This is a genomic window from Chloroherpetonaceae bacterium, from assembly GCA_033763895.1.
Taxonomy (GTDB): domain Bacteria; phylum Bacteroidota; class Chlorobiia; order Chlorobiales; family Thermochlorobacteraceae; genus JANRJQ01.
Genome location: JANRJQ010000004.1, coordinates 92,926 through 117,725, shown reverse-complemented (window position 1 = coordinate 117,725; position 24,800 = coordinate 92,926). Strand labels below are relative to the sequence as shown.

Annotated in this window: 20 protein-coding genes; 15 read left to right on the top strand and 5 right to left on the bottom strand. The window is 40.9% G+C overall.

What is annotated here, in order from left to right; all coding sequences use genetic code 11:
• The first annotated feature begins 164 nt into the window (after nt 1-164).
• The 11 genes from SFU91_01225 to SFU91_01175 all read left to right on the top strand — a co-directional run bounded on the left by SFU91_01225 (nt 165) and on the right by SFU91_01175 (nt 12,692).
• Nucleotides 165-944, top strand: coding sequence for an enoyl-CoA hydratase-related protein (locus SFU91_01225; GenBank protein MDX2127637.1), 780 nt, complete (start codon nt 165-167; stop codon nt 942-944).
• Between the two features lies 1 nt (nt 945).
• Nucleotides 946-2,004 (top strand): Gfo/Idh/MocA family oxidoreductase, encoded by a 1,059-nt coding sequence (locus tag SFU91_01220; GenBank protein MDX2127636.1) that lies wholly within the window; start codon nt 946-948, stop codon nt 2,002-2,004.
• Nucleotides 2,005-2,057: 53 nt separating this feature from the next.
• Complete coding sequence (locus tag SFU91_01215; protein ID MDX2127635.1) at nt 2,058-3,533, top strand: sigma 54-interacting transcriptional regulator; 1,476 nt, start codon at nt 2,058-2,060, stop codon at nt 3,531-3,533.
• Between the two features lie 32 nt (nt 3,534-3,565).
• Entirely contained in the window at nt 3,566-4,402 is an 837-nt protein-coding gene (gene thiD, locus SFU91_01210; protein MDX2127634.1) for a bifunctional hydroxymethylpyrimidine kinase/phosphomethylpyrimidine kinase, read from the top strand.
• 11 nt (nt 4,403-4,413) lie between these two features.
• On the top strand, nt 4,414-6,480 hold the full coding sequence (gene ligA, locus SFU91_01205) for an NAD-dependent DNA ligase LigA (protein MDX2127633.1): 2,067 nt from the start codon (nt 4,414-4,416) through the stop codon (nt 6,478-6,480).
• A gap of 3 nt (nt 6,481-6,483) precedes the next feature.
• Nucleotides 6,484-7,008: a DUF3592 domain-containing protein gene (locus SFU91_01200; GenBank protein MDX2127632.1), complete on the top strand. Its 525-nt coding sequence runs from the start codon at nt 6,484-6,486 to the stop codon at nt 7,006-7,008.
• 79 nt (nt 7,009-7,087) lie between these two features.
• On the top strand, nt 7,088-8,464 hold the full coding sequence (locus SFU91_01195; GenBank protein MDX2127631.1) for a DUF4921 family protein: 1,377 nt from the start codon (nt 7,088-7,090) through the stop codon (nt 8,462-8,464).
• A gap of 137 nt (nt 8,465-8,601) precedes the next feature.
• Entirely contained in the window at nt 8,602-8,949 is a 348-nt protein-coding gene (locus tag SFU91_01190; protein MDX2127630.1) for a hypothetical protein, read from the top strand.
• Between the two features lie 127 nt (nt 8,950-9,076).
• Nucleotides 9,077-10,354: a hypothetical protein gene (locus SFU91_01185; protein MDX2127629.1), complete on the top strand. Its 1,278-nt coding sequence runs from the start codon at nt 9,077-9,079 to the stop codon at nt 10,352-10,354.
• A 150-nt stretch (nt 10,355-10,504) separates the two neighbouring features.
• Complete coding sequence (locus SFU91_01180; GenBank protein ID MDX2127628.1) at nt 10,505-12,286, top strand: alkaline phosphatase family protein; 1,782 nt, start codon at nt 10,505-10,507, stop codon at nt 12,284-12,286.
• A 16-nt stretch (nt 12,287-12,302) separates the two neighbouring features.
• Entirely contained in the window at nt 12,303-12,692 is a 390-nt protein-coding gene (locus tag SFU91_01175) for a nuclear transport factor 2 family protein (protein ID MDX2127627.1), read from the top strand.
• A 60-nt stretch (nt 12,693-12,752) separates the two neighbouring features.
• Here the strand turns inward: SFU91_01175 and gyrB are convergent, their stop codons facing one another.
• Nucleotides 12,753-14,708, bottom strand: a complete 1,956-nt coding sequence (gene gyrB / locus SFU91_01170) for a DNA topoisomerase (ATP-hydrolyzing) subunit B (GenBank protein ID MDX2127626.1) — start codon at nt 14,706-14,708, stop codon at nt 12,753-12,755.
• 178 nt (nt 14,709-14,886) lie between these two features.
• Here gyrB and SFU91_01165 point away from each other — a divergent pair, with 178 nt between their 5' ends.
• The 3 genes from SFU91_01165 (at nt 14,887) to argS (ending at nt 19,549) form a co-directional block, all read left to right on the top strand.
• Nucleotides 14,887-15,390: a hypothetical protein gene (locus SFU91_01165; protein MDX2127625.1), complete on the top strand. Its 504-nt coding sequence runs from the start codon at nt 14,887-14,889 to the stop codon at nt 15,388-15,390.
• Between the two features lie 121 nt (nt 15,391-15,511).
• Nucleotides 15,512-17,854 carry a Tex family protein gene (locus tag SFU91_01160; GenBank protein MDX2127624.1) on the top strand — a complete coding sequence of 781 codons (2,343 nt, stop codon included), beginning with the start codon at nt 15,512-15,514 and terminating at the stop codon, nt 17,852-17,854.
• A gap of 3 nt (nt 17,855-17,857) precedes the next feature.
• The gene (argS, locus tag SFU91_01155) at nt 17,858-19,549 is read left to right on the top strand and encodes an arginine--tRNA ligase (protein ID MDX2127623.1); all 1,692 of its coding nucleotides are present in this window, start codon (nt 17,858-17,860) and stop codon (nt 19,547-19,549) included.
• A gap of 360 nt (nt 19,550-19,909) precedes the next feature.
• Here the strand turns inward: argS and SFU91_01150 are convergent, their stop codons facing one another.
• Nucleotides 19,910-21,568, bottom strand: coding sequence for an aspartate:alanine exchanger family transporter (locus SFU91_01150; GenBank protein ID MDX2127622.1), 1,659 nt, complete (start codon nt 21,566-21,568; stop codon nt 19,910-19,912).
• A gap of 118 nt (nt 21,569-21,686) precedes the next feature.
• Here SFU91_01150 and SFU91_01145 point away from each other — a divergent pair, with 118 nt between their 5' ends.
• On the top strand, nt 21,687-22,382 hold the full coding sequence (locus SFU91_01145) for an ADP-ribosylglycohydrolase family protein (protein MDX2127621.1): 696 nt from the start codon (nt 21,687-21,689) through the stop codon (nt 22,380-22,382).
• Between the two features lie 2 nt (nt 22,383-22,384).
• On the opposite strand, the gene pgsA is transcribed toward SFU91_01145, so the two are convergent.
• The 3 genes from pgsA to SFU91_01130 form a co-directional block, all read right to left on the bottom strand.
• Nucleotides 22,385-23,008 carry a CDP-diacylglycerol--glycerol-3-phosphate 3-phosphatidyltransferase gene (gene pgsA / locus SFU91_01140; protein ID MDX2127620.1) on the bottom strand — a complete coding sequence of 208 codons (624 nt, stop codon included), beginning with the start codon at nt 23,006-23,008 and terminating at the stop codon, nt 22,385-22,387.
• A 137-nt stretch (nt 23,009-23,145) separates the two neighbouring features.
• On the bottom strand, nt 23,146-24,003 hold the full coding sequence (locus SFU91_01135) for a hypothetical protein (GenBank protein MDX2127619.1): 858 nt from the start codon (nt 24,001-24,003) through the stop codon (nt 23,146-23,148).
• Between the two features lie 111 nt (nt 24,004-24,114).
• A complete protein-coding gene (locus SFU91_01130; GenBank protein MDX2127618.1) occupies nt 24,115-24,795 on the bottom strand; it encodes a hypothetical protein in 681 nt (226 codons plus the stop codon).
• Nucleotides 24,796-24,800: the final 5 nt, after the last annotated feature.

Here is a 24,800-nt window from a genome sequence, read left to right as displayed (position 1 = left end):
CACTGTGTAAACACCCATTTCACCTTAACCCGTTTTTTAGAGAAAATTTCTAAGGCACATCCGAAAAAATCAAGTATTATTAAAGTCTTTAGAACCAATTGAAAGAACTTTAATCAAAATTGAATTTTGATTTTTTATCACCATTCAAAAGAATCCAAAAAACGATGACATATCAGTGTATTTTAACTTCGATTGATGAAACCACTTATGTGGCAAGTATTACCTTAAATCGGCCGGAAGCCCTGAATGCGTTGAATTTCCAACTGATGACCGAGTTGAATCATGCGCTTGCAACCTTTGATCAAAATCCTGCTGTTCGCGCTATTCTAATTTCGGGTTCCGAAAAAGCCTTCGCTGCTGGGGCAGACATTAAAGAAATGGTGGAAGCAACTCCGATGGAAATGCTTTCAAAAGGGTATTTGGAAATGTGGGATGCAGTCGCTGCGATTCATAAACCAACGATAGCTGCAGTTTCGGGGTATGCTTTAGGCGGCGGGTTTGAATTGGCACTTGCTTGTGATATTCTCGTTGCATCCGAAACAGCAAAATTTGGTTTTCCCGAAGTAAATATCGGCGTGATTCCCGGCGCAGGCGGAACCCAGCGGCTTTCGAGAATTGTGGGCACCAAAAAGGCGATGGAATTAATTCTTACCGGCAAACAAATAACGGCTGCCGATGCTTATGGAATGGGTCTGATTAATCATGTTTATCCTCAATCTTCCTACTTGGATGATGCAAAAAAATTAACTGCTGAAATTGCTTCAAAAGCGCCGCTTGCAGTACGGATGGCAAAAGAGGCAGTCCATAATTCTGATCGTACATTTATTCATTCAGGCATCGAATTAGAGCGTCGGCTATTTTCAATTCTCTTTTCAACTTCTGATATGCGCGAAGGAATGAAGGCTTTTATCGAAAAGCGAAAACCCGTTTGGAACGGACATTAAAATGAATTTAGAATTTGGGAAAAGCGTCCGAGTGGGCGTTGTAGGCGTTGGGAAACTTGGAGAACTTCATTCTAAACTTTTGGCGGAACTTGCCCTCGAAAGAAAGGATATGATATTCAGTGGTGTTTTTGATGAGAATCGGGAACGCCTAAAAGCGGTCGCGAAAAAGCATAATACGAAAGCCTTTGAGAATATTGAACATCTTTCGGAAGAATGCGATGCGCTCATTATTGCTACGCCAACAAGTTTTCATTTTCAAGTGTCTCTTTCTCTCTTAAAAAAAGGAAAACATCTTTTTATCGAAAAGCCGATAACCGCTACACCTGAAGAGGCTGAGCAACTTATTCGTTTGGAAACAGAACACAGTGCAAAAATTCAAGTGGGTCATATTGAGCGGTTTAATCCGGCACTGGTTGCCGCAGAACCGCATCTTGGAGAGCCCGTATTTATAACGGCGGAAAGGTTGGCTGGCTTCACAAAACGAGCGACCGATGTTTCGGTAGTGCTCGATTTAATGATTCATGACATTGATTTGATTTTGTCAATCATCCAGTCACCTGTGACATCTGTTTCAGCAACGGGAGCTTCTGTCTTTTCAGATGAATGGGATATCGCCAATGCGCGATTGGAGTTTCAGAATGGCGCTGTCGCTACAGTAACGTCAAGTAGAATTAGCCGTGCAAAGGTTCGAAAGATGAGGCTATTTTGTAAAAACCCAAATGCTTATGCCTCGCTTGATCTTACTTCGGGTAAATCTGAAATCTTTAAAATTGTCCCGATTGCTGAGACAAAAGAAAGAAAACGGAGTTTAAAGGAATTTGCAACGGAAAAAATACTCACGATGTTTGGAGAGGTTGAAGATGTTCTAAAAGGAAATACAATCGAGTATTTTTCTCTTGAAGCACCTAAAATCAATGCATTAAAAGCGGAGCAGGAAAGTTTTATCGAGTCAATTCTTTATCAAAAGCCAATTCGCGTTGGTTCAACAGACGGAAAAAAGGCACTTGAAGTCGCCGCCGATATTGTGCGCGAAATTTCAAAGCGCCGATTAAAAACTTAAAGCGATTGGAAAAACTCATCAATTTCTCTATTCAAGAACACAAAATTAAACTTATGGAATATCAAAAAATCCGAACACTCGGTGAATTGAAAGCCTCTGGCTACAAAACACGTTCGGTGAAAGAAGAGATCCGCTCTAACTTGATTGCAAAGTTAAAGTCGGGTCAAGAAATTTTTCCCGGAATTGTCGGTTATGAACGTACAGTCATTCCGCAACTTCAAAATGCCTTGCTATCGCGTCATGATATCATTTTGCTTGGGCTTCGCGGTCAAGCAAAAACAAAGCTCATTCGGATGATGACTAATCTCTTAGACGAGGTCATTCCAATTGTTAAAGGGTCAGAAATTAATGACAGTCCCTTCAATCCACTTTCAAAATTTGCACGCGAACGCGTTTTACATGAAGGTGATGAAACTGAAATTGCTTGGATTCCAAGGGAGCAGCGCTATAGTGAAAAACTTGCCACACCTGACGTGACAATCGCCGACTTAATTGGCGATATCGACCCGATTAAAGCTGCGACACAGCGCCTGAGTTATGCCGATGAAAATGTAATTCACTACGGAATTATTCCGCGAACCAACCGTGGAATTTTTGCCATCAATGAATTACCTGACCTTCAACCCCGAATTCAAGTTGGTTTACTGAACATCATGCAAGAAAAGGATATTCAAATTAGAGGATTTCAAGTTCGAATTCCTCTGGATATTTTTATCATCTTTTCCGCCAATCCTGAAGATTATACCAATCGCGGCAATATTATCACCCCTTTGAAAGACCGTATCGATTCTCAAATCATCACCCATTACCCAAGAACCATTGAATCCGGCATCGATATCACGATGAAAGAATCGTGGACTTCAAGGCCAAGCGTTAAAATTGAGGTGCCTTATTACTTCCGTGAATTAATTGAGCATATTGCTTTTGAAGCACGCAAGAGCGAGTACATTGATCAAAAATCCGGTGTCTCTGCACGGCTTACCATCAGCGCTATGGAAAATCTTGTCAGCAATGCCGAGCGCCGGGCAATATTAAATGAAGAAGCCACAACATTAACGCGAATTTCGGACTTATTTCAAACAATTCCTGCAATTACTGGGAAAATTGAGTTGGTTTATGAAGGTGAACAAGAAGGCGCAATTAATGTGGCTAAAATGCTCGTTGGAAAAGCCGTGTTGCAAGTCTTTAAAAAATATTGTCCTGACCCGAATAAAAAAGTCCAAGGTCAAAATGCGTATCATTCCATCACCAATTGGTTTGCACAAGGCAATACGATTGACATCTACAACGATATGAAGTTTGACGATTATGCCGCGGCACTTTCAAAGGTGAAAGGGTTGAAAGAAGTGACGGAATCAACCTTGAAGCCTCGTACCAAAGACGAATTAGCTACGGGAATGGAATTTATTTTGGAAGGACTTTACCAACATTCAATGGTCGGGAAAGACGAGTTGGAGGCCTCCCGAACATACTCCGATATGATCGGAAAGATTATGTCAAGCGTGGGCGGAAATAAATTTGAGCGGTAAAAAATCGGTTCCTTTCAATTGAACAACACACAATGATCTATAAAAAACTTTTAACCATCGCCGGTAGCGATAGTGGCGGTGGTGCTGGTATTCAAGCAGACATAAAAACATTTTCTGCCCTTGGCTGCTATGGGATGAGCGTGCTCACCGCGCTCACTGCTCAAAACACGATCGCCGTTACCGCGATACACGATTTGCCGCCTTCATTCATCAAATCGCAATTGGATGCGGTTTTTTCAGATATCGGTGCCGATGCCGTGAAAATAGGAATGCTTTCGACGCCTGAGGTGATTGAAACCGTTGCCAATGCACTTGAAGAATATAAACCTCGTTTCGTTGTACTCGACCCCGTGATGGTGGCCAAAAGCGGAGATAAGTTATTGCGCGATGAAGCCATTCACACCTTGAAATCACGCTTAATTCCAATGTCAACCATACTTACGCCTAATTTACCGGAAGCAGCCATTTTACTTGAAGATGCTTCTTTGACGGCAGAATCTAGCAATGCTCAACTCGAGGAATCTGCCCAAGCTTTATGCAACTTTGGAGCGAATGCCGTGCTTTTGAAAGGTGGTCATCGAAATAGCATAAATGGTGAGATTCACGATTGCTTGATCAATGATGAAAAGGAAATGATTTGGATAAAGAGCGTTCGTTTAACCACTCCGAATACACACGGTACGGGTTGCACGCTTTCATCTGCAATTGCCGCGTATCTTGCGAAAGGTATGTCTCTTACTGAAGCCGTACGCAATGCTTCTAAGTATCTCTCCGGTGCAATAGAAGCAGGATCGATGATGAAACTCGGCAAATCTGAAAATGGTCACGGACCTGTTCATCACTTCTACCAACTTTGGAGTCACACTTAAATTCTGATTTTATGACTGAATCTGCAGCAAAGGCTGAAGCCGAGAAGCTTCGTGAAGAACTGCATGAACATAATTACCGCTACTATGTTTTAGCAGACCCTACAATCTCCGACTTTGAATTTGATAAAAAGCTTGAACGCCTCATAGAAATTGAATCCGTTTTCCCGAATCTCAAAACCCCCGATAGCCCATCTCAACGTGTTGGTGGGGTGGTTACAAAAAACTTTCCCGTCGTTCGGCATCGTGAGCGAATGATGTCTTTATCAAATACCTATTCCTTAGAAGAACTTCGTGACTTTTATGAGCGGGTTGAAAAGGGGCTTTCGGTTGAAGGGATTTCCACCTTTGAAATGGTATGCGAATTAAAATTTGACGGAATTGCTATCAGCCTTTTATATGAAAATGGCCGATTCACTCAAGGCGCAACGCGTGGCGATGGAACAGAAGGCGATGATATTACTGAAAATCTTAAAACCATTCCTACGATTCCACTTCGTACAAATTTTTCAAAATTAACCACTATCGATGAAAAGTGGAATCACGCCATTTGGATGAATGAATTTAAAAATGATTTTGAAGTGAGAGGCGAAGCCTTGATGCTGAAAGCAGATTTTGAAACAATGAACCGCGAGCGCGAGGAAGCAGAAGAAAAAATCTTCGCGAATCCGAGAAACGCAACCGCCGGAACGCTCAAGCAACAAGATTCAAAAGAAGTTTCCAAACGCAAACTCACCTTTTTTGCCTATCACCTTGAAAGCAAATCGTTGCCGGATTCCTTATCTCATGCAGAACGTTTGAAGTTACTCTCCGACTTAGGGTTTAATGTTTATTCTGCTCGGGAAGTCGCGTCAAGTCTAAATGAAATCACAAAATTTTTAGAGACTTGGGAAACGCGTCGAGATTCCCTTCCATTTGAAATCGATGGGGCAGTCCTTAAAGTCAATCATATCCAACACCGAAAATTACTTGGTGAAACTTCCAAATCGCCTCGGTGGGCAATCGCGTATAAGTTTTCAGCACGGCGTGCAGAGACAAAATTAAAAGCCGTTTCATTTCAAGTTGGTAGGACCGGAGCAATAACACCGGTTGCTGAACTTGAACCTGTTCCTCTTGCAGGCTCTGTAATTTCACGTTCAACTTTGCACAACTTTGATGAAATTGAGCGTTTGGGTCTTTGTCAAGGGGATACGGTAGAATTAGAGAAATCCGGTGACGTAATTCCCAAAGTGCTTCGCGTGATTCCTGAACTGAGGGTCTCGAATTTGCCAATAAAGCCGCCATCAAATTGTCCTTCATGTGGAACACCGCTTTTAAAACCTGAAAACGAAGTGAATTATTACTGCCCCAATGAAGAAGGATGCCCCGATCAACGAAAAGGACGAATTATTCATTTTGCCTCACGCAATGCGATGGACATTGGTTCTTTGGGCGAAGCCATTATCGATCAATTATTCAATGAAGGATTAATTCAAGATGCAGGTGATTTATTCTTTCTTGAAAAATCAAGCTTATCACAACTTGAACGCTTTGGGGATAAGTCTGCACAAAATTTATTAGATGCTCTTGAAAGCTGCAAATCGCGCCCACTCGATCGCCTTATCTTTGCGTTGGGAATCCGTCATGTTGGTTCAGCAACTGCACGCATCTTATCGTTGAAGTTTCCTTCAATTGATAAACTTCGATCAGCAACCGTTGAGGAGCTTTTAGAAACCGGGGAAATTGGTGAAACAATTGCTCAATCAATAACAGAATATTTTAGGAAACGTCCTACGGAAATCATTTTATCCAAATTAAAAAATGCAGGCGTGGCTTTTGAAGGCAAAGCCGCAAAGGTGATTGAAAATTTAGCAGTAAAAGGAAAATCTTTTGTTTTCACAGGTACGCTTGAAAAGCTAAAGCGCGAAGAAGCTTCTGATTTCGTAATGGAAAGAGGTGGAAAAGTGTCGGGTTCTGTGAGTAAGAAAACAGATTTCGTTGTTGCGGGTTCAGAAGCCGGTTCAAAATTGGAAAAGGCGAAATCGCTTGGGGTTAAGGTGTTAAGTGAAGATGAATTTCTAAAGTTGATTGGTCAATTATAGAAGATGAATTCACAAAATTGGATATTTCGTGGCACAACTTATTGGGTTTTTGGGCATCAACTAAGTCGTTTGCAATTGATTACCCTTACTGTTTCAGGTTCGATCTTGGTGGTTATTGGGATAATCGGAATGATGGGAGCCGGAGTAAATATTTATTACGGCATTGATTCTAAAAATTGGGTTGAGCGAAAAGCGAACATTCAGCGGTTTGAAGCAATCGCATTAAAAGGTAAAAGCGCAGGCAAGTATAAAATTGTGATGGAATATAATTTTCAGTTTGATGGGAAAACTTTTGTGAGTGATCAAATTCGGCTAACGGATGAAGTTTTTTTTGAAGAAGATGCTTTAAAATTAACAAAGAAGTGTGAAGGAAAGTCAACCGTTATGGCATTTATAAACCCGATGAATCCAACGATTTCCGTTATTGAAAGAGGCGTTCAAATTGGCGAAATCGTCCTTTTCATCCTAACACTTTTTGCTTTTTTATGCGGTGTGTGGTTTTTCAAAGTGTTATATTTCAAACCATAGTATAGAATGACTTTAACATTAGCCGCACATTTGATTTAGGGAACTATAAAGTCAGACTTTTCATAAACACACACAAGTAATGCTTACACCGTCTCGTAAGAATTACCTCGAAGAATCGGTTGGGAATTTACCGATGATGAGGTATGATGTGTATTACACCCATATGCCTGATGGCACTGTTAAGCAAATCAACCCATTTACAGGAACAGAGGTTTGGGCAATTCCGGGAAGAGGCAATAAACCGCTTGACCAAGATAGTGTGAGTTTTTTTCCTCCTGTCTTTAAGAAGGAAAAAGAAGATATCTGTTCATTTTGTGAGAGCCGATATTTTGAAACCCCACCTGAAAAAATGCGCTCTGTTTTAGTTGGCGGAAAATACCAACACTTACAAGGAATTACAGCCTCAGAGTATTTTAATTCAAAAGCAGAATTTCGACGCACACCAAACCTATTTGAAATTCTTTCACTCGATTATTGGAGAAAGAATTACAATTTTAGGATGACGAAATCGCAACTCGAGTGGAAAGAGAGATATCTCAGCGAAGCGGATGGATTAAAGCATGTTTTGAAAGTTATTGATTATAAACTGTCAAAATCTGGTAAATCGGCAGAAGAAATAAAATTAACTTCAATAGATGATAAGCTTTCGTTGGCGGATGCATTTTTTGGAGGAAGTCATGAACTCATCATTGCGTCAAGACATTTTCGTGAAAGTGCCACCAACGAATCACATTTATTTAGCTCGGGAGAAATGACAACCGACGAGCACTATGAATATTTTCGAAGCACTGTTCAAGCTTTGAAAGATATTTATACCAATAATCGATATGTGCGTTATGTGAGTGTATTTCAAAATTGGTTAAAACCCGCGGGGGCTTCTTTTGATCATTTACACAAACAACTCGTTGGGCTTGATAGCTGGTCGATGATGATTGAATCGCAAACCCAGATGCTACGAAATAACCCAAATATTTTTAACGAATATGGCCCCAATTTAGCGATTCATTATAATTTAGTATTTGCTGAAAATGAACATGCAATTGCATTTACAGCAATAGGAAATCGATTTCCTACATTAGCCATTTATTCAAAATCAATTCACGCAAGGCCTCAAGAACACTCGGAGGCTGAATTGAGAGATATGAGTGATATGGTACATGCTTGTCATGCTGCAATGGGAAGTCATATTTCTTGTAACGAAGAATGGTATTACACACCAATAGATTCAGTGTATAATATGCCGTGGGCAGTTCAAATAAAATGGCGAGTAAACACACCTGCCGGTTTTGAAGGAAATACAAATATTTATATTAATCCTATTACACCGCTTCAACTTCGTGATAAAGTTGTTCCCAAATTATATGAAGTGAGGGATAAAGGGCTTATTTCTAAAAACATCCTCATTGCTGAAGAATGCCCTTGCCGCTTAAATCCATTGAAATACTATATGAGATAATCAATTGTTCTAAAAAAATAATTATTTGGAAATTGAAATTTATTTTTATTTTAGTTCAATTATTTCATTTGGGGTTTCCAAATGTTTTATATTTAGGAACAATACTGTTATTTCATAAATAATCAAACATACAATAAATGGCTAATCATAGCATTGAATTAGAAGCAGAAGCAATTAAAACGCTTTCAAACGTGCTTGAAAATTTAAACCCACAATCTCGAAACGCAGTTGTAGAATACGTTTTCCGCCGCTTGAACTTAGTTGTTCCGGGTTCGCCGGCTCCAGAACCAGCAGTACCTGCACCAACCGGAAAAAAACGAGGTCGTAAACCGGGCACAAAATTAGCTCCCGGAAAAAGAAAACCCGGCCGTCCAGCAAAAGTAGAAGGTGGAACAGGCAAGCGTCGAGGACGTCCACGCAAGTCTGTTGAAGCACCTGTTGAACCAGCAGCTGCACCGGTTGTTGAATCACAGCCTCAAATGTAATTATTTTTTGAAAAAAGTGCCCGTTACAAGGGCACTTTTTATTTTAAGTTTGGTTTGGTTTTTTTTCTTTCCCTCCAATAAGAATTTCCTTGTTCTTCCTTAATTATTAATCAGGTAAAATTGATGAATGATTCATCAAAGTGATCAAGATTCTCAAAAATCAAATGAAATAAGAACAGATCTCATTCGTCAATCTTGGAATCTTGAATTATTAATTTCAGGGATTTCCCTTTTGGCCCTCTTTCGCGTACCTGCAATTCTTGATGAAAAAATTATTCGAACTCTCATTGAAGACCCACGCTCGCCTTTATTAATTATCACCATTTTAGGATGGTCACTTTCATGCATTGTAATTGGTAACCTTCTAATACATTTAACAGCAAGGGGGCTTTGGGTCGGGATGATTAGCCTTCGTGCTGCATATCCCGAAGCAAATAACTGGAAGCAATTGAATCAAAGTCCACTTTTTCACCGATATGCGGAGTTAAGAGTCCCTTCACTTGATGTATTTATTGCGAAAATAGATCGTTTTTGTAGTGTGATATTCAGTATTACATTTTTGATTTTAATTACAGCCGGTTTTGGAAGCATTATCGGTGGTATATCTTCAAGTGTGGCTTCAAAAGGGTCAATCTTCACATTAATTGTTGGGTTGTTTTTCATTTCATTTGCAGTGCTCATTAATTTTACTGATTATCTTCTGAAAAAAGAGAAATTTCTTCATTGGAATGATAATCAAACCTTAGAAAAAATTATTTTCGTAATCAATGATTTCTTTTCTTTGATTACATTAAGTCGAGTATTTCGGCCATTTGTACTGACATTTACCGCCGCCCTGACTTATAAAAAATTAATGGCTGTTATATTTCTGTATTCAATTATTTTGGCGGTATCCCCTTTAGTGTATCTGGAGTCCATTAGAATCGATAAAACAATTTTTCTTCCCTCAAGCGCCTCTGATGTTGGTGCTACAATAAATTACTATGAAAATATGCATGCCCGCGATGAAACCGCACTTTCACCTTCAATTCAATCGGATATTATTTCTGATAATGCCATAAGGCTATTTATACCTTACCGCTCAATTGATAACGATTCACTGCGAATGCGATTTCCAGACATAAAAACATTTAACCCTGAAGGGATAATGATCGGAAGAATAGATACGACCACATCTGAAAACCGTAAAGCAGCAATAAAAGCACTTCAAAGCCTTTATGATATTCGATTAAATGATTCTCCCTTATTAAACTTAACCTTCTACTCTCAAATTCGGGGCGACCGTGAAATCGCAGGAATAGTCACTTATATTCCCTTGCATGATTCGCTTCGTGGGAATAATCTCCTTTATATTCGTCGAAATACCAATGGACGAGAGTACTATATTCCATTTTGGAAAAACTAAAGCGCTCCTGCCTTGATCGAATGATTGAACATTCAGTCACATTTAATTTGAATGCTTTCCACAATTGAAGTACATTTGAAATCTTAAATCAAGGTGTGTTTAACTTCCTCATAAGGTTAAGAATAAGACTCGTAACGCATAGAAATTAGAATGATCTTTAAGTATTTTATCTTATTTATCACATTCTTCACCATTTTTCAGGTTTCAGGCTATTCTCAAAAAAAGCAAAAACCCAAAAAGTCAGAAGTAATAAGATATCCGAAGCTGATTGTCTCGATTACCGTTGATCAACTTCGGGGCGATTACCTTGATCGCTACGCAAAGTTTTTTATTGAACCCTCATCACCAAAATCCAAAGATCCCGATAAAGCAGGCTTCAAGCGCTTCATGAATAAAGGGGCTTGGTTCAAATCAACCCATTATCCATTTATCGCAACATTAACAGCAGTAGGTCACCAGTCGATTTATTCGGGGGTCTTTCCTTCAAAACACGGTATTATTGGTAATGATTGGTTTGATGTGAATTCGGCCAAACAAGTGTATTGTGTAAGTGATTCAACGGTGAGCGGTGTAGAAATCGATTCCAAAAAGAATCAGGGTAAAATGTCTCCAAAAAATGCTCAAGTTGAAAATGTTTTTTCATACTTGAAAGCAGAGCGACCCAAGTCGCGTGTCATAGGAATTGCGTTGAAAAATCGAGCGGCGATACTACCCGCGGGAAAACAGGCCAATGCTGCGTTTTGGTTTGATGACGAAACAGGAAAGTGGGTTTCAAGTACCTATTACTTTAAGGACGCTAAATCGCCTCAATGGCTGAAATCGTTCAATGCAAGAAAAATTCCTGAATCTCATTTTAATTCAAAATGGGAGCCTTTGCTTCGTGATGAAGATTATTTCGATGCTGATTTTGGCGAAGGTGAAGGGGTTATTCCCGGCGATGACTCCGAAATCTTCCCACACGTTCTTCGCGATCTCTCCACGCTTAAAGACCCACGCCTACGTGGCAACAAGCGCTTTGATGCCTTTGCCTTTTTCCCGATAGGAAATACCTTCACAAAAGATTTTGCGAAAGTAGTCATTGAAGAAGAATCGCTTGGCCAAAGAGACCATACCGATGTCCTCGCGATTTCATTTTCGTCACTTGACATTTGTGGGCATACCTTCGGCCCTAATAGCCGAGAAATTCAAGACATGATGATTCGATTGGATAAAGACCTTTCCGATCTCTTTCAATTTCTTGACGAAACCATTGGGCGTGGAAGATATCTTGCAACCCTTTCTTCTGATCACGGAGTGGCACCTTTACCAGAACAAAATTATTCGAAATGGCGCGGTGGTGAGCGTTTAAATCAAAAAGATTTTGAAGATTCACTGAAACTTAGGGTGCATAAAGAATTTCCCAATGTCATTTTGGAGGTAATGAATAACGATGTTTATTTGAACCATAAAGTCATAACCTCACAAAAGTACGATCTAAAAAAAGTAATCGATGCTGTAAAAAAAGGTTTGCTTCAATTCGCTTACATCAAAGAGGCCTATTCAAGAGATGAAATCAATGAACCCAACCTATTGCAAACCGGTACAGATTCAAGTCGATTCTTTATCAAAAACGCGTTATATCCTAGCAGAAGTGGGGATGTCTTTTTTGTACTAAAGCCATTTTCCTTTTTTAAGGGTCAAACCGGAACGACCCACGGTACCTTGCAAAAATACGATCGATTTGTGCCAATGGCCTTTTATGGTTTTGGCGTAAAACCCAAAAAGCATTTATTTGATACCACACCGCTCGATTTAGCCGCGACTATTCACAAAATTCTTGCACTCAAGAAAAAAGTCGGATACGACGGGGCGGATTTATCGCTTGCCTTAATCGATAAATACAAACCACCGAAAAGTAAAGCGCCCCCAAAAAAGAAAAAAAAACAACCCTAACAAAGTAGTCCAGTAAATGAAGTCGCCGATTGAAGTCGTTGAGGAGTGGATTCAGCATTTTAATCATGCTGACCTGAATGCGTTGACGGAACTCTATGATGAAAACGCAATAAACCATCAAGTGGTTATGCAGCCACTTATTGGAATATCCGCTATTCGGGAAATGTTTGAAATAGAATTCTCTCGTGCGAAAATGGTTTGTATTAAAGAAGCGATTTACCCAAGTGGCGATTGGGCGATTTTAGAATGGCGCGACCCCAATGGACTTCGCGGTTGTGGATTTTTCAAGATTCAAAATGAAAAAATTGTGTTTCAGCGAGGTTACTTTGATCAACTTACCTTTTTTAGAAAGCAGGGCTTGGAAATACCTAGCGATTACCTCAATCAAGGCAATTCTACTCAATAAAATTGAACTCAAAAAAAACGCGGCTTTTGCCGCGTTTTTTTGTCAATGATTAATAAACAACTACACGTCCAAACGGCGGACATACCGTGCATTGGATTCAATAAATTGCCTTCTCGGTTCAACTTCATCGCCCATCAAAGTTGAAAACACTTTATCAGCTTCCATTGCACTTTCAATCGAGACTTTTAGAAGTGTCCGCTTTTCAGGATCCATTGTTGTATCCCAAAGCTGTGCCGGATTCATTTCTCCAAGACCTTTGTAGCGTTGAATGTTGATGTTTTCTTTTCCTTTACTTTCATAGCGCTTTACAATTTCATTCCGCTCTTCTTCATCCCAAGCATAATTTTGATCTTTCCCAACCTTGACAAGGTAAAGCGGCGGTTGAGCAATGTAAATCCGTCCTCCTTCAAGCAGATCACGCATGTACCTGAAAAGAAAAGTCAAAAGCAAGGTGCGAATATGTGAGCCATCGACATCGGCATCGGTCATCAAGATGATTTTCCCGTAACGAAGTTTTGTGGTATCAAAATCGCCTTCACCGATTCCTGTTCCTAATGCAGTAATAATGGTGCGGATTTCCTCGTTTTCAAGCATCTTCGCTAAACGGGCTTTCTCAACATTAAGAATTTTTCCTTTGAGCGGTAAAATAGCCTGAAAGCGACGGTCGCGGCCTTGTTTGGCAGAGCCACCGGCGCTATCGCCTTCAACGACAAAAAGCTCGCAGAGCTCCGGGTCATTGATGGAGCAATCAGCAAGTTTACCCGGAAGAGAAAATGAATCAAGCGTCGATTTGCGGCGAGTGAGTTCTTTGGCTTTTCGCGCGGCTTCTCGTGCTTGCGCGGCGCTCGAAGCCTTTTCGATCATCAACTTTGCAACCCCGGGATTTTGCTCGATAAATTCACCCAAGCCTTCATTGAGAATGGTTTCAACAATGCTTTGTGTTTCGCTGTTGCCAAGCTTTGTTTTGGTTTGACCTTCAAATTGCGGCTCAGGAACTTTAACCGATACTACGGCAGTCAGTCCTTCGCGGAAATCATCGCCGATAAGCGGAATCTTCACTTGCTTGAGCAAATCATTTTTTGTGGCGTAATTATTCAGCGTCCGTGTAAGTGCCTTTCGAAATCCGGTAAGGTGAGTTCCGCCTTCATGTGTATTGATGTTATTGACATAGCTATACACATTTTCTTGATAGGAGTTGTTGTATTGGAAAGCGATATCAACGTAAGTGCCGTCTTTTTCTCCTTCAATGTTTGGAATCTTTTTCAAGAGAGCAAGTCGTCCGGCTTTTTGATCCATATCAGTTACAAATTGCACAATCCCGCCCTTGAAATGAAATTCGTCAGATTTTCCATCGCGCTCATCTGAGATAGTAATCGTCAGCGTTTTATTGAGATAGGCAAGTTCCCGAAGCCGGTCGGCGATTGTATCGTAACGGTATTCACGAATTTTGAAAATCTCGGAATCAGGCATAAAAGTGGTTCGTGTGCCTGTCTGTTTATCCTTCATTTTGCCTATTTCCTCAACAGGGCCAGTGGGCACGCCTCGTTTATAGCGTTGCTTAAAGATTTTCCCATCGCGGCGAACTTCCACTTCACACCATTCTGAAAGCGCATTAACAACCGAAGCACCCACGCCGTGCAACCCTCCGGAGACCTTGTAGGAATCTTTATCAAATTTGCCGCCCGCGCCGATAACGGTCATGACAAGTTCTAACGCAGATTTCTTTTCTTTCGGATGCAAATCAGTCGGGATTCCGCGACCTCGATCTTCAACTGAAATTGAACCATCGGAATTGATTGAAACGGCAATAAAATTGTTGTAGCCCGCAAGTGCTTCATCGACCGAGTTATCGACAATTTCATAAACCAAGTGGTGTAATCCTCGCACCCCAATGTCTCCAATGTACATTGCCGGTCTTTTACGGACGTGTTCGATTCCACTTAATACTTGAATATTATCTGCACCGTAATGCGGAAGATTCTCATTAACTGCATCATTTGGCGTATTTTCTGCCATTCGTTCTCCTAAAAAGTATTGTTGCTTAAAAAATCGGGTTCGAATTTACCGTCATTGCGTGTTTCAAATAAACGCTAAACCCAAATGAAATAAGGCTTTCCGGTAAATTTAAAGACCCAAATATAAGGTATTTTAGAGCGATTCAAAGTCACTTTTTGCCAATAAATTTTGAATAGAATTGAAATCTTTAGGCTTGTATTTCGGACAAAAGAAGCATGCGGTCAAAGGGCTTCTCATTTCACTCTTTGGAGCAGTCATTTGTCTCTATTTTTTAGGATTTTATCAATTTCCACGAGTTCTCTCAGCGCTTCAACTTCGCGGGTGGGTTGGAGAAGAAAAAACCGTAACGGCACTGATTGTCGATAAGCAAATTCGAAAAAAATTGGTTGGTGACGAGCGAAAGGTCGAGTACATATTATTATATCTGAATCCTGAAAATCTTGGAGAGCCAAAAACGATTCAGTTTGAAAAAGAAGAAGAGTGGAAGGCATTCTCAACCGGAGATTCACTCGTATTGATACGAACCGCTTTGGGAGATTTCCCGAAAATATTCTCGTTCAATTCTTTGGGTGGTGCATCGCAACTTGCGCTCGACATTTTCGCTTCTTTGGTTGAATTGGGCGCATCGATCATTTTTCTTTACTTGAGTTTGATCGCGATGAAATCCTTGAAGGGGTATTGAACGAGTTATTTAAGTTTTCTCTCATAACCGAATCAAAATTTCTGAATTCAATTGTGAATCGTTACCCACTCCGTTATCTTTGGCGCTCTTAAATCCGTTATACCAATTTGTAAATCTTGAAATGCTGAATTTATTACAAGTCATTACCTCCGAGTTGCAACTCAATCCGGCCTTTGTTCAAAATGCCCTTGATTTAAGAAGCGAAGGTGGAACCATTCCCTTTATCGCACGATACCGCAAAGAGCGAACGGGCGGACTCGATGAAGTTCAACTCCGCGATATTTTCGAACGGCACGATTACCTTACTGAACTTGAAGAGCGAAAGCAAACCATCTTAAAGTCTATTGAAGAACAAGGTAAATTGACCGAAGACTTGAAATCAAGGATTTCAGCGTGCATGCAAAAAACGGAGCTCGAAGATTTATACCTTCCTTACAAACCCAAAAAGCGAACAAGAGCCACAATTGCCAAAGAGAAAGGGCTTGAACCGCTCGCCGTTTTCATTAAGGCATTAAACCAAGCCGATATGAAACCAATGATTTCATTGGCTGATGAGGCAGCGAAATTTGTTTCGGAAGAAAAGGGCGTGAAATCAGCTGAAGAGGCGATGCAAGGCGCTTCCGATATTTTGGCGGAAGAAGTTTCAGAAAAGGCGGAGATTCGGGCAAGACTGCGTGAAATTCTTATGGAGACCGGATTTTTTACCTCGAAAATCAAAGATGAACATCCGGAGGGAACGACCAAATTCGAGATGTACCGAAATTACCGCGCCAAGGCAAAAGAAATTCCATCGCACAATATGCTTGCCCTAAGACGCGGAGAAACAGAGGGCGTGCTGGTACTTGATTTTGAATTTGATACCGAATTGGTACAAAACACCATTGAAAAGTTCGAAATTAAAACCAATGCATCCGAATTAATTCAGTATTTGAAAACAATGCTGAAGGACGCGTTCGATCGATTGATGAAAACTACGCTTATCGGTGAAATGCGTTATGAAAAGAAAAAAGAAGCGGATACCGCAGCGGTTAAAACATTCGCTGAAAACCTTCGAGAGCTTCTGCTTTCTTCACCGGCAGGAATGAAACCAACACTTGCCATTGATCCCGGATTTCGCACCGGCTGCAAAGTCGCTGCGCTTTCAAATACAGGAAAATTTTTAGAATACAAAACCGTATTTCCTCACCAATCCAATACAGAGCGGCTTCAAGCGGCGGCAAGTCTCAAGCAATTGATTGAAAAATATGCGATTGAATTAATTGCCATCGGCAATGGCACAGCCGGCCGCGAAACCGATGCATTTGTTTCAGAAGTGCTCCAGTTAATCGAATCGGAAGGAAAAGCAAAACCGATTAAAGTGATGGTGAATGAATCCGGCGCATCGATTTACTCCGCCGGCGATGTTGCGCGTGAGGAATTCCCCGAGCTTGATTTAACCGTTCGCGGCGCAATCAGCATTGGCAGAAGACTTCAAGACCCATTGGCAGAACTTGTTAAAATTGACCCAAAGTCGATTGGCGTTGGTCAATATCAACACGATGTCGATCAAAAGCTTTTGAAAACCAAGCTTGACGAAACCGTTGAAAGCTGCGTCAATTTTGTGGGAGTCGATTTAAATACCGCGTCTAAAGAATTGCTTACATATGTCTCAGGGTTGAATAGCACAACCGCAAAAAATATTGTGACATATCGAAACGAAAAAGGTGCGTTCAAGAGCAGAAAAGAATTATTGGAAGTTCCCAAGTTCGGGCCAAAAGCGTTCGAACAAGCCGCCGGATTTTTACGAATCCGAGATGGTGAAAATCCGCTTGATAACACCGCCGTTCACCCCGAAAGCTACAATGTGGTAGAATCAATTGTCAAGGAACTCGGAATTTCGCTTACTGAAATCACCAAGGTTCCGGAAAAAATTCGCAGTGTTGATCTTAAAAAATTCATGAGCGAGAATGTCGGTGAGTTTACACTCAAAGATATTGTGGCAGAATTAGAAAAGCCCGGCCGAGATCCGCGTGCAGAATTTAAGTATGCCGAATTCAAAGAAGGTGTTTCTGAAATTAAAGACTTGAAACCCGGAATGGAATTGGAAGGCGTTGTTACGAATGTCGCCGACTTTGGCGCATTTGTCGATATCGGCGTGCATCAAGATGGGCTCATTCATATCTCTCAACTTGCCGATCGGTTTGTGAAAGATGCACGCGAAGTCATCAAGGTCGGTCAAATCGTGAAAGTATATGTTCTTGAAGTCAATGAATCATTGAAGCGCATTTCACTTTCAAGACGAAACCCATTGCTTGCTCAGCAAAAGCCGGTTCAGAAAAGCGAGCAGAAATCAAGCGGTAGGCAACAAGATTCCCGCTCGAAAGATCACCGCAATGGAAGCGGAAAAAACAATGCGGGGAAAAACCACAGCCCTGCACCAACCTTTTCAATTGAAGACTTGAAATCAAAGTTTAATTCTCGTTAAATCATGCGCGATTTTTTTTCTGCCGTCATTCGTAAAGGAATTGAAAGAATCGGGGCATCACCGGATACGGTTTTTCAAGTTGAAAAACCTGCTGATGAAAAATTTGGCGATGTCTCGACAAATGCCGCAATGGTTCTAGCCAAAAACTTGAAAAAGAACCCTCGACAAGTGGCTGAGGAATTAATTAAAGCCTTTGATTTTCCAAGCGGCTCGATTCAAAAAATGGAAGTTGCCGGAGCAGGTTTTATCAATTTTACCCTCGACCCTCAGTTTATTCGTGCTTCTCTCAAATCCATTCTTTTAGAAAAGGAAAACTACGGCAAAGGGACGAGCGGCGTGGGAAAACGTGTCATAGTTGAATATTTAAGTGCTAACCCGACTGGCCCTCTTTCCATTGGACGAGGCCGAGGTGGCGTTTTGGGAGATACAATTGCCAATTTATTTGCCGCGCAAGGCTATAGTGTCACGCGGGAGTATTATTTCAACAATGCCGGCCGGCAAATGAGAATTCTCGGCGACTCCGTGCGGCTTCGCTACCGCGAGCTTTGTGGCATTAAGGAAGATTATCCCGCAGAGTATTATCAAGGAGAATATATTCGCGACATCGCCGAAAAAATTTATGAGGAGCACGGGAACGCCTTGATGAATTCAGAGGACACCGCATATTTCAAAGACATTGCGGAAGGAGAAATTTTTGAAGGAATCAAAGCAACCTTGAAGCGATTAAACATTCGCCACGATTCCTTTTTCAATGAAAACACCCTCTATCAAGTTGATTCGTCACTCGGCGAAAGCCGTAACGAAGTCGTCATTCGTTTGCTCCGTCAAAAAGGATTTATTTATGAAAAAGATGGCGCGGTTTGGTTTAAGACCTCGGAACTTGGAAAGACGATGGTTGATAAAGAAACCAAAGAAACAAAGGCCGTTGATACAGTTCTCATCAAGTCGAACGGTGAGCCAAGCTATAGGCTTCCCGATATCGCGTATCACACCGATAAATTTGACCGAAAATTTGATTTGATGGTTAATGTCTTTGGTGCCGATCACATCGATGAGTACCCAGATGTCCTGCGTGCCTTGAAGGTTTTGGGATATGATGAAAGCCGAGTGAAAGTGGCAATCAATCAATTTGTCACCACAATGCAAGAGGGCAAGGCCGTGAAGATTTCGACAAGGCGAGGCAATGCCGATACGCTCGATGCGCTCATTGATATGGTGGGTGCTGATGCAACACGCTTTTTCTTCATTATGCGATCAAAAGACTCACACCTTAATTTCGACCTTGACCTTGCTCTCAAACAATCCGCCGATAACCCCGTTTTTTACTTGCAATATGCGCACGCAAGAATTTGCGGGATTCTTCGCACGGCGGAAGAAAAATCGGGTGTGAAAGAAACGGAGATCAAGGGTGAATATCTCACGGCGCTTGCTGCGAAAGAAGAAATGACCCTTGCCAAAACCCTGATGCGATTTCCCGATGCGGTGCTCGGTGCCTTAGATGGGCTTGAACCTCAGCGGCTCATTGGATATTTGGATAAAGTCGCCGAAGACTTCCATAAGTTTTATCAGGAATGTCGAATTGTGGGAGAAGAGAACGAGATTATGCAAGCGCGCCTCAGTCTTGCACTTGCTGCAAAGCAGGTCTTGAAAAATGGGCTGTACATGCTTGGGATTTCCGCTCCGGAAAAAATGTGATGATTGATTTCGATCGTTTTAGGTTCATTTCCACAAAAAAAGCAGAATCTTAATTCGGATTTTCCAATCAACCATTCATCCAAATCAATCAGATAGAATATCAAAATTTCAGTATCAATAATGAATACTCGGGTATGATAATTTCCTACTGGAGCTATAAAAGTTGTAACACAAGTATAAAAATTCATAACATGAAACATAAAATTTGATACATGAGTAGCAAATTTCATAACACGGGTATGAAAAAAGAGAACACGAGCAACAAAATTTGATAGAAATGTATGAAAATTTATTACACATGTCGGTAAATTCTTTACCCAAAAGCTTAAATTCAATTTCCTTGAATTCTAACTCTGAGTTTTACAATGTCAAAAACCACAAGAGAATTTGCGCGACCAAAATCTTAAAAATCATTGCCGCCGGCAGTATGGATACATAAGCGACATTTGGCGCTTCTGATTTGGCCATATTCCCGACAAAGGAAAGAATTGCCGGTTGAGTTTGACCTCCGGCCAAAGCCCCCGTGCTGGTTACCCAATCCGATTTCATAATCCACAAAGAACCAAAAAATAAAATGCAAGCTGAAATTGTGGTGATGAGTGCGCCGAATCCGATCAATCGCAACCCTTGATCCGCAAAAGCCTCTGCAAAACTTCCGCCGGCTTTGAGTCCGACAGCAGAAAAGAAAAGCACAAGCCCCAACTGACGGAAAGTAAAGTTGATATTCAGCGGGAGTGTCCAGAAAATCGGGCCTGTGCGGCCGATGTACCCTAAAATCAGTGCAACGATAAGCGGCCCACCGGCGAGCCCTAATTTGATGCTAAAGTGCTCTCCAATCGGGATGACAATGTTTCCCAAAAGTGCGCCCAATAAAATACCGACGGCAAACGAGAAAAAATCAGTTTCCGAAATCGCTCTGAAACTATCGCCCAAGTACTTTGAGATTTCAGGCATTTTGCTTGCCGGTGCCACCACACGGACTCGATCGCCACGCTCTAAAACGGTTTTTGGGGATGGAACAAATTCAGTGTCCCCTCGTCGCAAACGCGTGATAACCGCGCCATATTTTTCTTCGAATTTGGTTTCTTCGATTGTGCGGCCAACCAATTCAGAGTTAGTAATGAGAATTCGGCGGTAGTCAATTTGGTCGCGGCGGGTTTCTGGACCGGCAGATGAAATTTCCGTTCCTAGAGTGGGAATAATGGTCAATAGGGAAGCAGCAGAACCTACGAGATGCAAAATATCACCACGCTTTAAGGTGGTTTGCAGAGTGGGAATTTGAACATCCGTTTCTTCATCGTGCGAGGTTTTTCGTCTTTCGTACCTGCTGACCTTAATCATCAAGTCCGGGGGAATCGCTTCACTAATAGTTAAGCCTTCTAAAGCCGCATTTTCGATCACAACATTTTTTGCGACCGGCGGCTCATTGTTTTCGCCCGATGAAATCTCCGCCCGCTTTGTTTCCTCAGCAATATTGAGTTTCCTTGATTGGGCGTAAAATTGAGCAATGAGAATGGGGATTGCAACCGCAAGCGGATACGCTACCGAATAACCCACAGTGAGAAAGGCCGCTTCGGGCGATTTCCCTAAACTTTCTCCGGCTGCTGCAAGAGCCGGCGTATTTGTTAATGCGCCGCAAAAAAGACCGACGGCAGTAACGGGATTGATGTTCCCATATTTTACCGTCAGCCACACGGCTACGGAAGCAGAAAGCACGGCAACCAAAGCAAGAACTGAAAGCAGAACCCCATTATTCTTTAAGATTCTAAAAAATGCCGGGCCGGCATGCAAGCCAATGGTGTAAACAAAGAGCAGCAAACCGATTTGGCTGATGATTTCAGGCATACGGAAAGCCTCTTTCCCCCAAGCCCCTAAGCCAATACCCACAAATAGCACGGCCACGACGCCTAAGCCGATGCCTTTTATTTTAATTTCACTTAAAAAAAATCCGATACCAATGGTTAAAAAGAGAAGGATAATCGGGTTGTGTGAAAGGAAGGAGAGCAAAAAGTCGAACATATTAACTCCTTTTTAATAACTTGATAGCTTCATTTTGGGTCGCGTTAACTGCGATACTGTTACAAATTTAAACATTTTAAGAGAAGAATTTCTTTTGGAAATCAACCAAGCTTGTGCTATGAAGAACTTATCGCTCACAAGTGAACAAAGTGGGGCATTTCTATTGGGTTCACTAATTGGAAATGCCTTGGGATTACCTGCACACGGAAAGCCACATCATATTTTACGCCAATTCTTCAAAGGAATTAAGGGTTATACCGATGAATACTTCACAACGATGGTCAAGACTGGGTTAAGAAAAGGGCAGAATAGCATAAATCCGATACCGCTATTGAAATCATTAACACTTCCTCTTTCTGAAACGGAAATCGCAAGATACTTGGTTGAATTATTAAGAATTTCACCCGATAATGCGCTTAAGGTCGCTAATATTTGCTTTAGTTATGCACAAAGTGAAATGAAAAGTGAAGCCAAACGAGTTGCGGAAGAAGTTTTTGGAGCAGAATTTATTAATAAAATGAGCCGAACGGAAGGCTACTACCCGATTGATTTAATAACTGAATATGGCAATGCGATGACCGAAAATGATGCCATTGAACTTTCAATCACTTTTTTCTTACGAAATAATGCCGATTATGAAACCTTTTTACTCTCAACAATCAATATGGGAGGGCTTACGGGTTTTACAGGTTCAATAGCCGGCGGGATTGAATTAATGGGGAAAAGTATTGATAACATCCCAAAAGAGTGGATTGAAGGATTAGAAAGCTCAGAGGAAATAATAAAAATAATTCAGCTAAAATACGAAAAATGAAATCATACGATTGCCTTAATATTTGATCGAATGCCAAGATATGCTTCTCTTAAGGTTTTCGAGTTCTCAATAATGTAGGAAAACCCAGTATAAACGGTAAAAATCGTAAGAAAAATCATCGCCCAAAGAACTGATGGAGACTTCAACCAAGTAAGGGCATTCTCCGCTATTGAACTTCCAAAGAAGGACTTTTGTCGAAGGGTGTCTAAAAGTAAAAGAACATACGCCAAAACATTTTGAAAAAGGGTTTTAATTTTGGCCGATTTGCTCGTTACCACGGGTTTATTCTGAATTTCAGCGTAAAGTCTTAAGAGCGTTACCACAATATCGCGAAGTGCGACAATAACAACCAGCCAAAGAGGAAGAAAGCCTTCATAAACGAAAATGAGAAATGCAGAAGTAATGAGGATTTTATCCGCTAAAGGGTCCATAAATGCACCCCACCGCGTAATTTGTCCATATTTTCTTGCGTGATAGCCGTCATAGAGGTCGGTTAAAGAGGCAAGAATAAATACAAAAACACCCCAAAGCTTAAGCTTAGGTGAATCTGAGACAAAAAGACCAACAAAAAGCGGGGTTAAAAGTATTCGCAGCGTCGTTAGCTGATTTGGCAGTGTCGAAATCATAAATCGTTCAATTTTCAAACTCGTCCAAAAATACAACCCTTCCTTCACAAACCCGAATAAAGAGACCAATCATTTTTTTTCAAAAAAATAAGGGGCGATGACTCGCCCCTATATCCTTTTCAAACGTGGATGAAGAATTAGCCGTCGTTTCCGACAACGAGATAATTTGTCATCATCCAAAATTCCTCGTTTTGAAGAATTTTAATTATAGATTTTTTCGGATCGGTCGGGTCAGCCACCACTTCATAAGATCCTTTCAAGTGAGGTGTCCAGAGTTTGACATCCTTCACAGTAGTGGCGACAACAATCTCCGTCGTTTTGTTTTTATCAACCACTTCAAATTGATCGCGATTTTCATTCAAGTTAAAAGCCGGATTTAACTTTGTTCCATCAAGAACGCCAATCTTTCTAAGTCCACCGGCATTGTTCACTACATAAAAAGCACGAGAGAAAATAAAGAGTTGACCCTCGAGGTCACGAATTTTTTGCTGTGCGGCTTCGACTTCAGCTTCAGCCTTTTTCCGAACTTCAGCAATATCCGAAAGCAGTTTTTCGTTTGCTTTTTTCAACGATTCGTTGGCCGAGGTTAAGGAATCAATCTTTTTGTATGCAGTAGTTAAGGCTTTTTCTTTTTCTGCTAATACCGACTTCAACCGGCTGACTTCCCCTTGAAGTTTTGAAATGGTAGCGTTTTGAGATTCAATTTTATCTTTAATCCCTGAAATCATTCCGGTAATATCATTGCTATATGCCTTTTTAGGATCATTGGGAAGGAGCAACTTCAATTGATTTGCACTTGTAGCAAGTTCTGAAACAGAGGCTTCAAGCGCTTGTTTCTGTTTGTTGACATCTTCAAATTGCGTTGAGTATTGAGTTAGCTCTTGCTGAAGGCTTTCAATTTGAGCTTTTGATTGGGTAAGCTCTTTCGTGCCATTATCACACGAAGTTAGTGCAAAAGTGAGTAGCACTAACACTGATAAAACGATTCTTTTCATATCGTATTGCGTGTAGTTTAAGTGAAAAATATTAGAAAAAATTCTTTTAATAAACTTGGGCAAGATACACCCATTTATAAAAATAAATGAGGGCGTAACTATCTATTAATCTTACTGCGGTTTAGATTCGACTTCAGCCGGCTGAGACTTCGGGGCTCTTTGCCGATCTAACTTCTCTTGAATGGCATTAAGCTGCTTTCCAACTTCTTCTCTAAAGGATGAAATATTGGTTCGAGATTGATTGATGTCTGTTGAAATTCCTTCTGTTCGTTGCCGAATCTCGGTTACTTGTGTTGAAAGACGCCCAATCCGTTCACTCATTTCTTTGTTCGCATTTTGCAAAGTTTCATTTTGTTGTTTTAGCGTTGATGCTTCTGATTCTCGTTGACCAAGTGAGCGTTCTAGTCTCGAATTGATACTGTCTTTTTTTGCCGTCTCTAATTTTTCTTTTTGAAGCGTTTCGGTGGTTGAGCGAAGTTCCCCGTAAGTTGTGGCTAATTTACCGCTGAGCGAATCAATGGTTTTTTGGCGAAGTTGAATAATTGATTCTAAGTTGGTGTTGTTTTCAATCAATTCACTCACCTTATTGGCAGCACCTCCAAGAAGTGTTGAATTCATCTTTTTCAAACTATCGATAGAGTTAATCTGAAGAGAAACTTGTTGTTCCAATCGGGCCTTATCATTTTTTAAAATGAGAATTTCTTCATCATTCGATTTACATCCGCCAAAAATAAATAATACCGAAATTATAACAGCCACAGTGATTGAATGTTTGAAGAAGTTACGATTCATGTTTA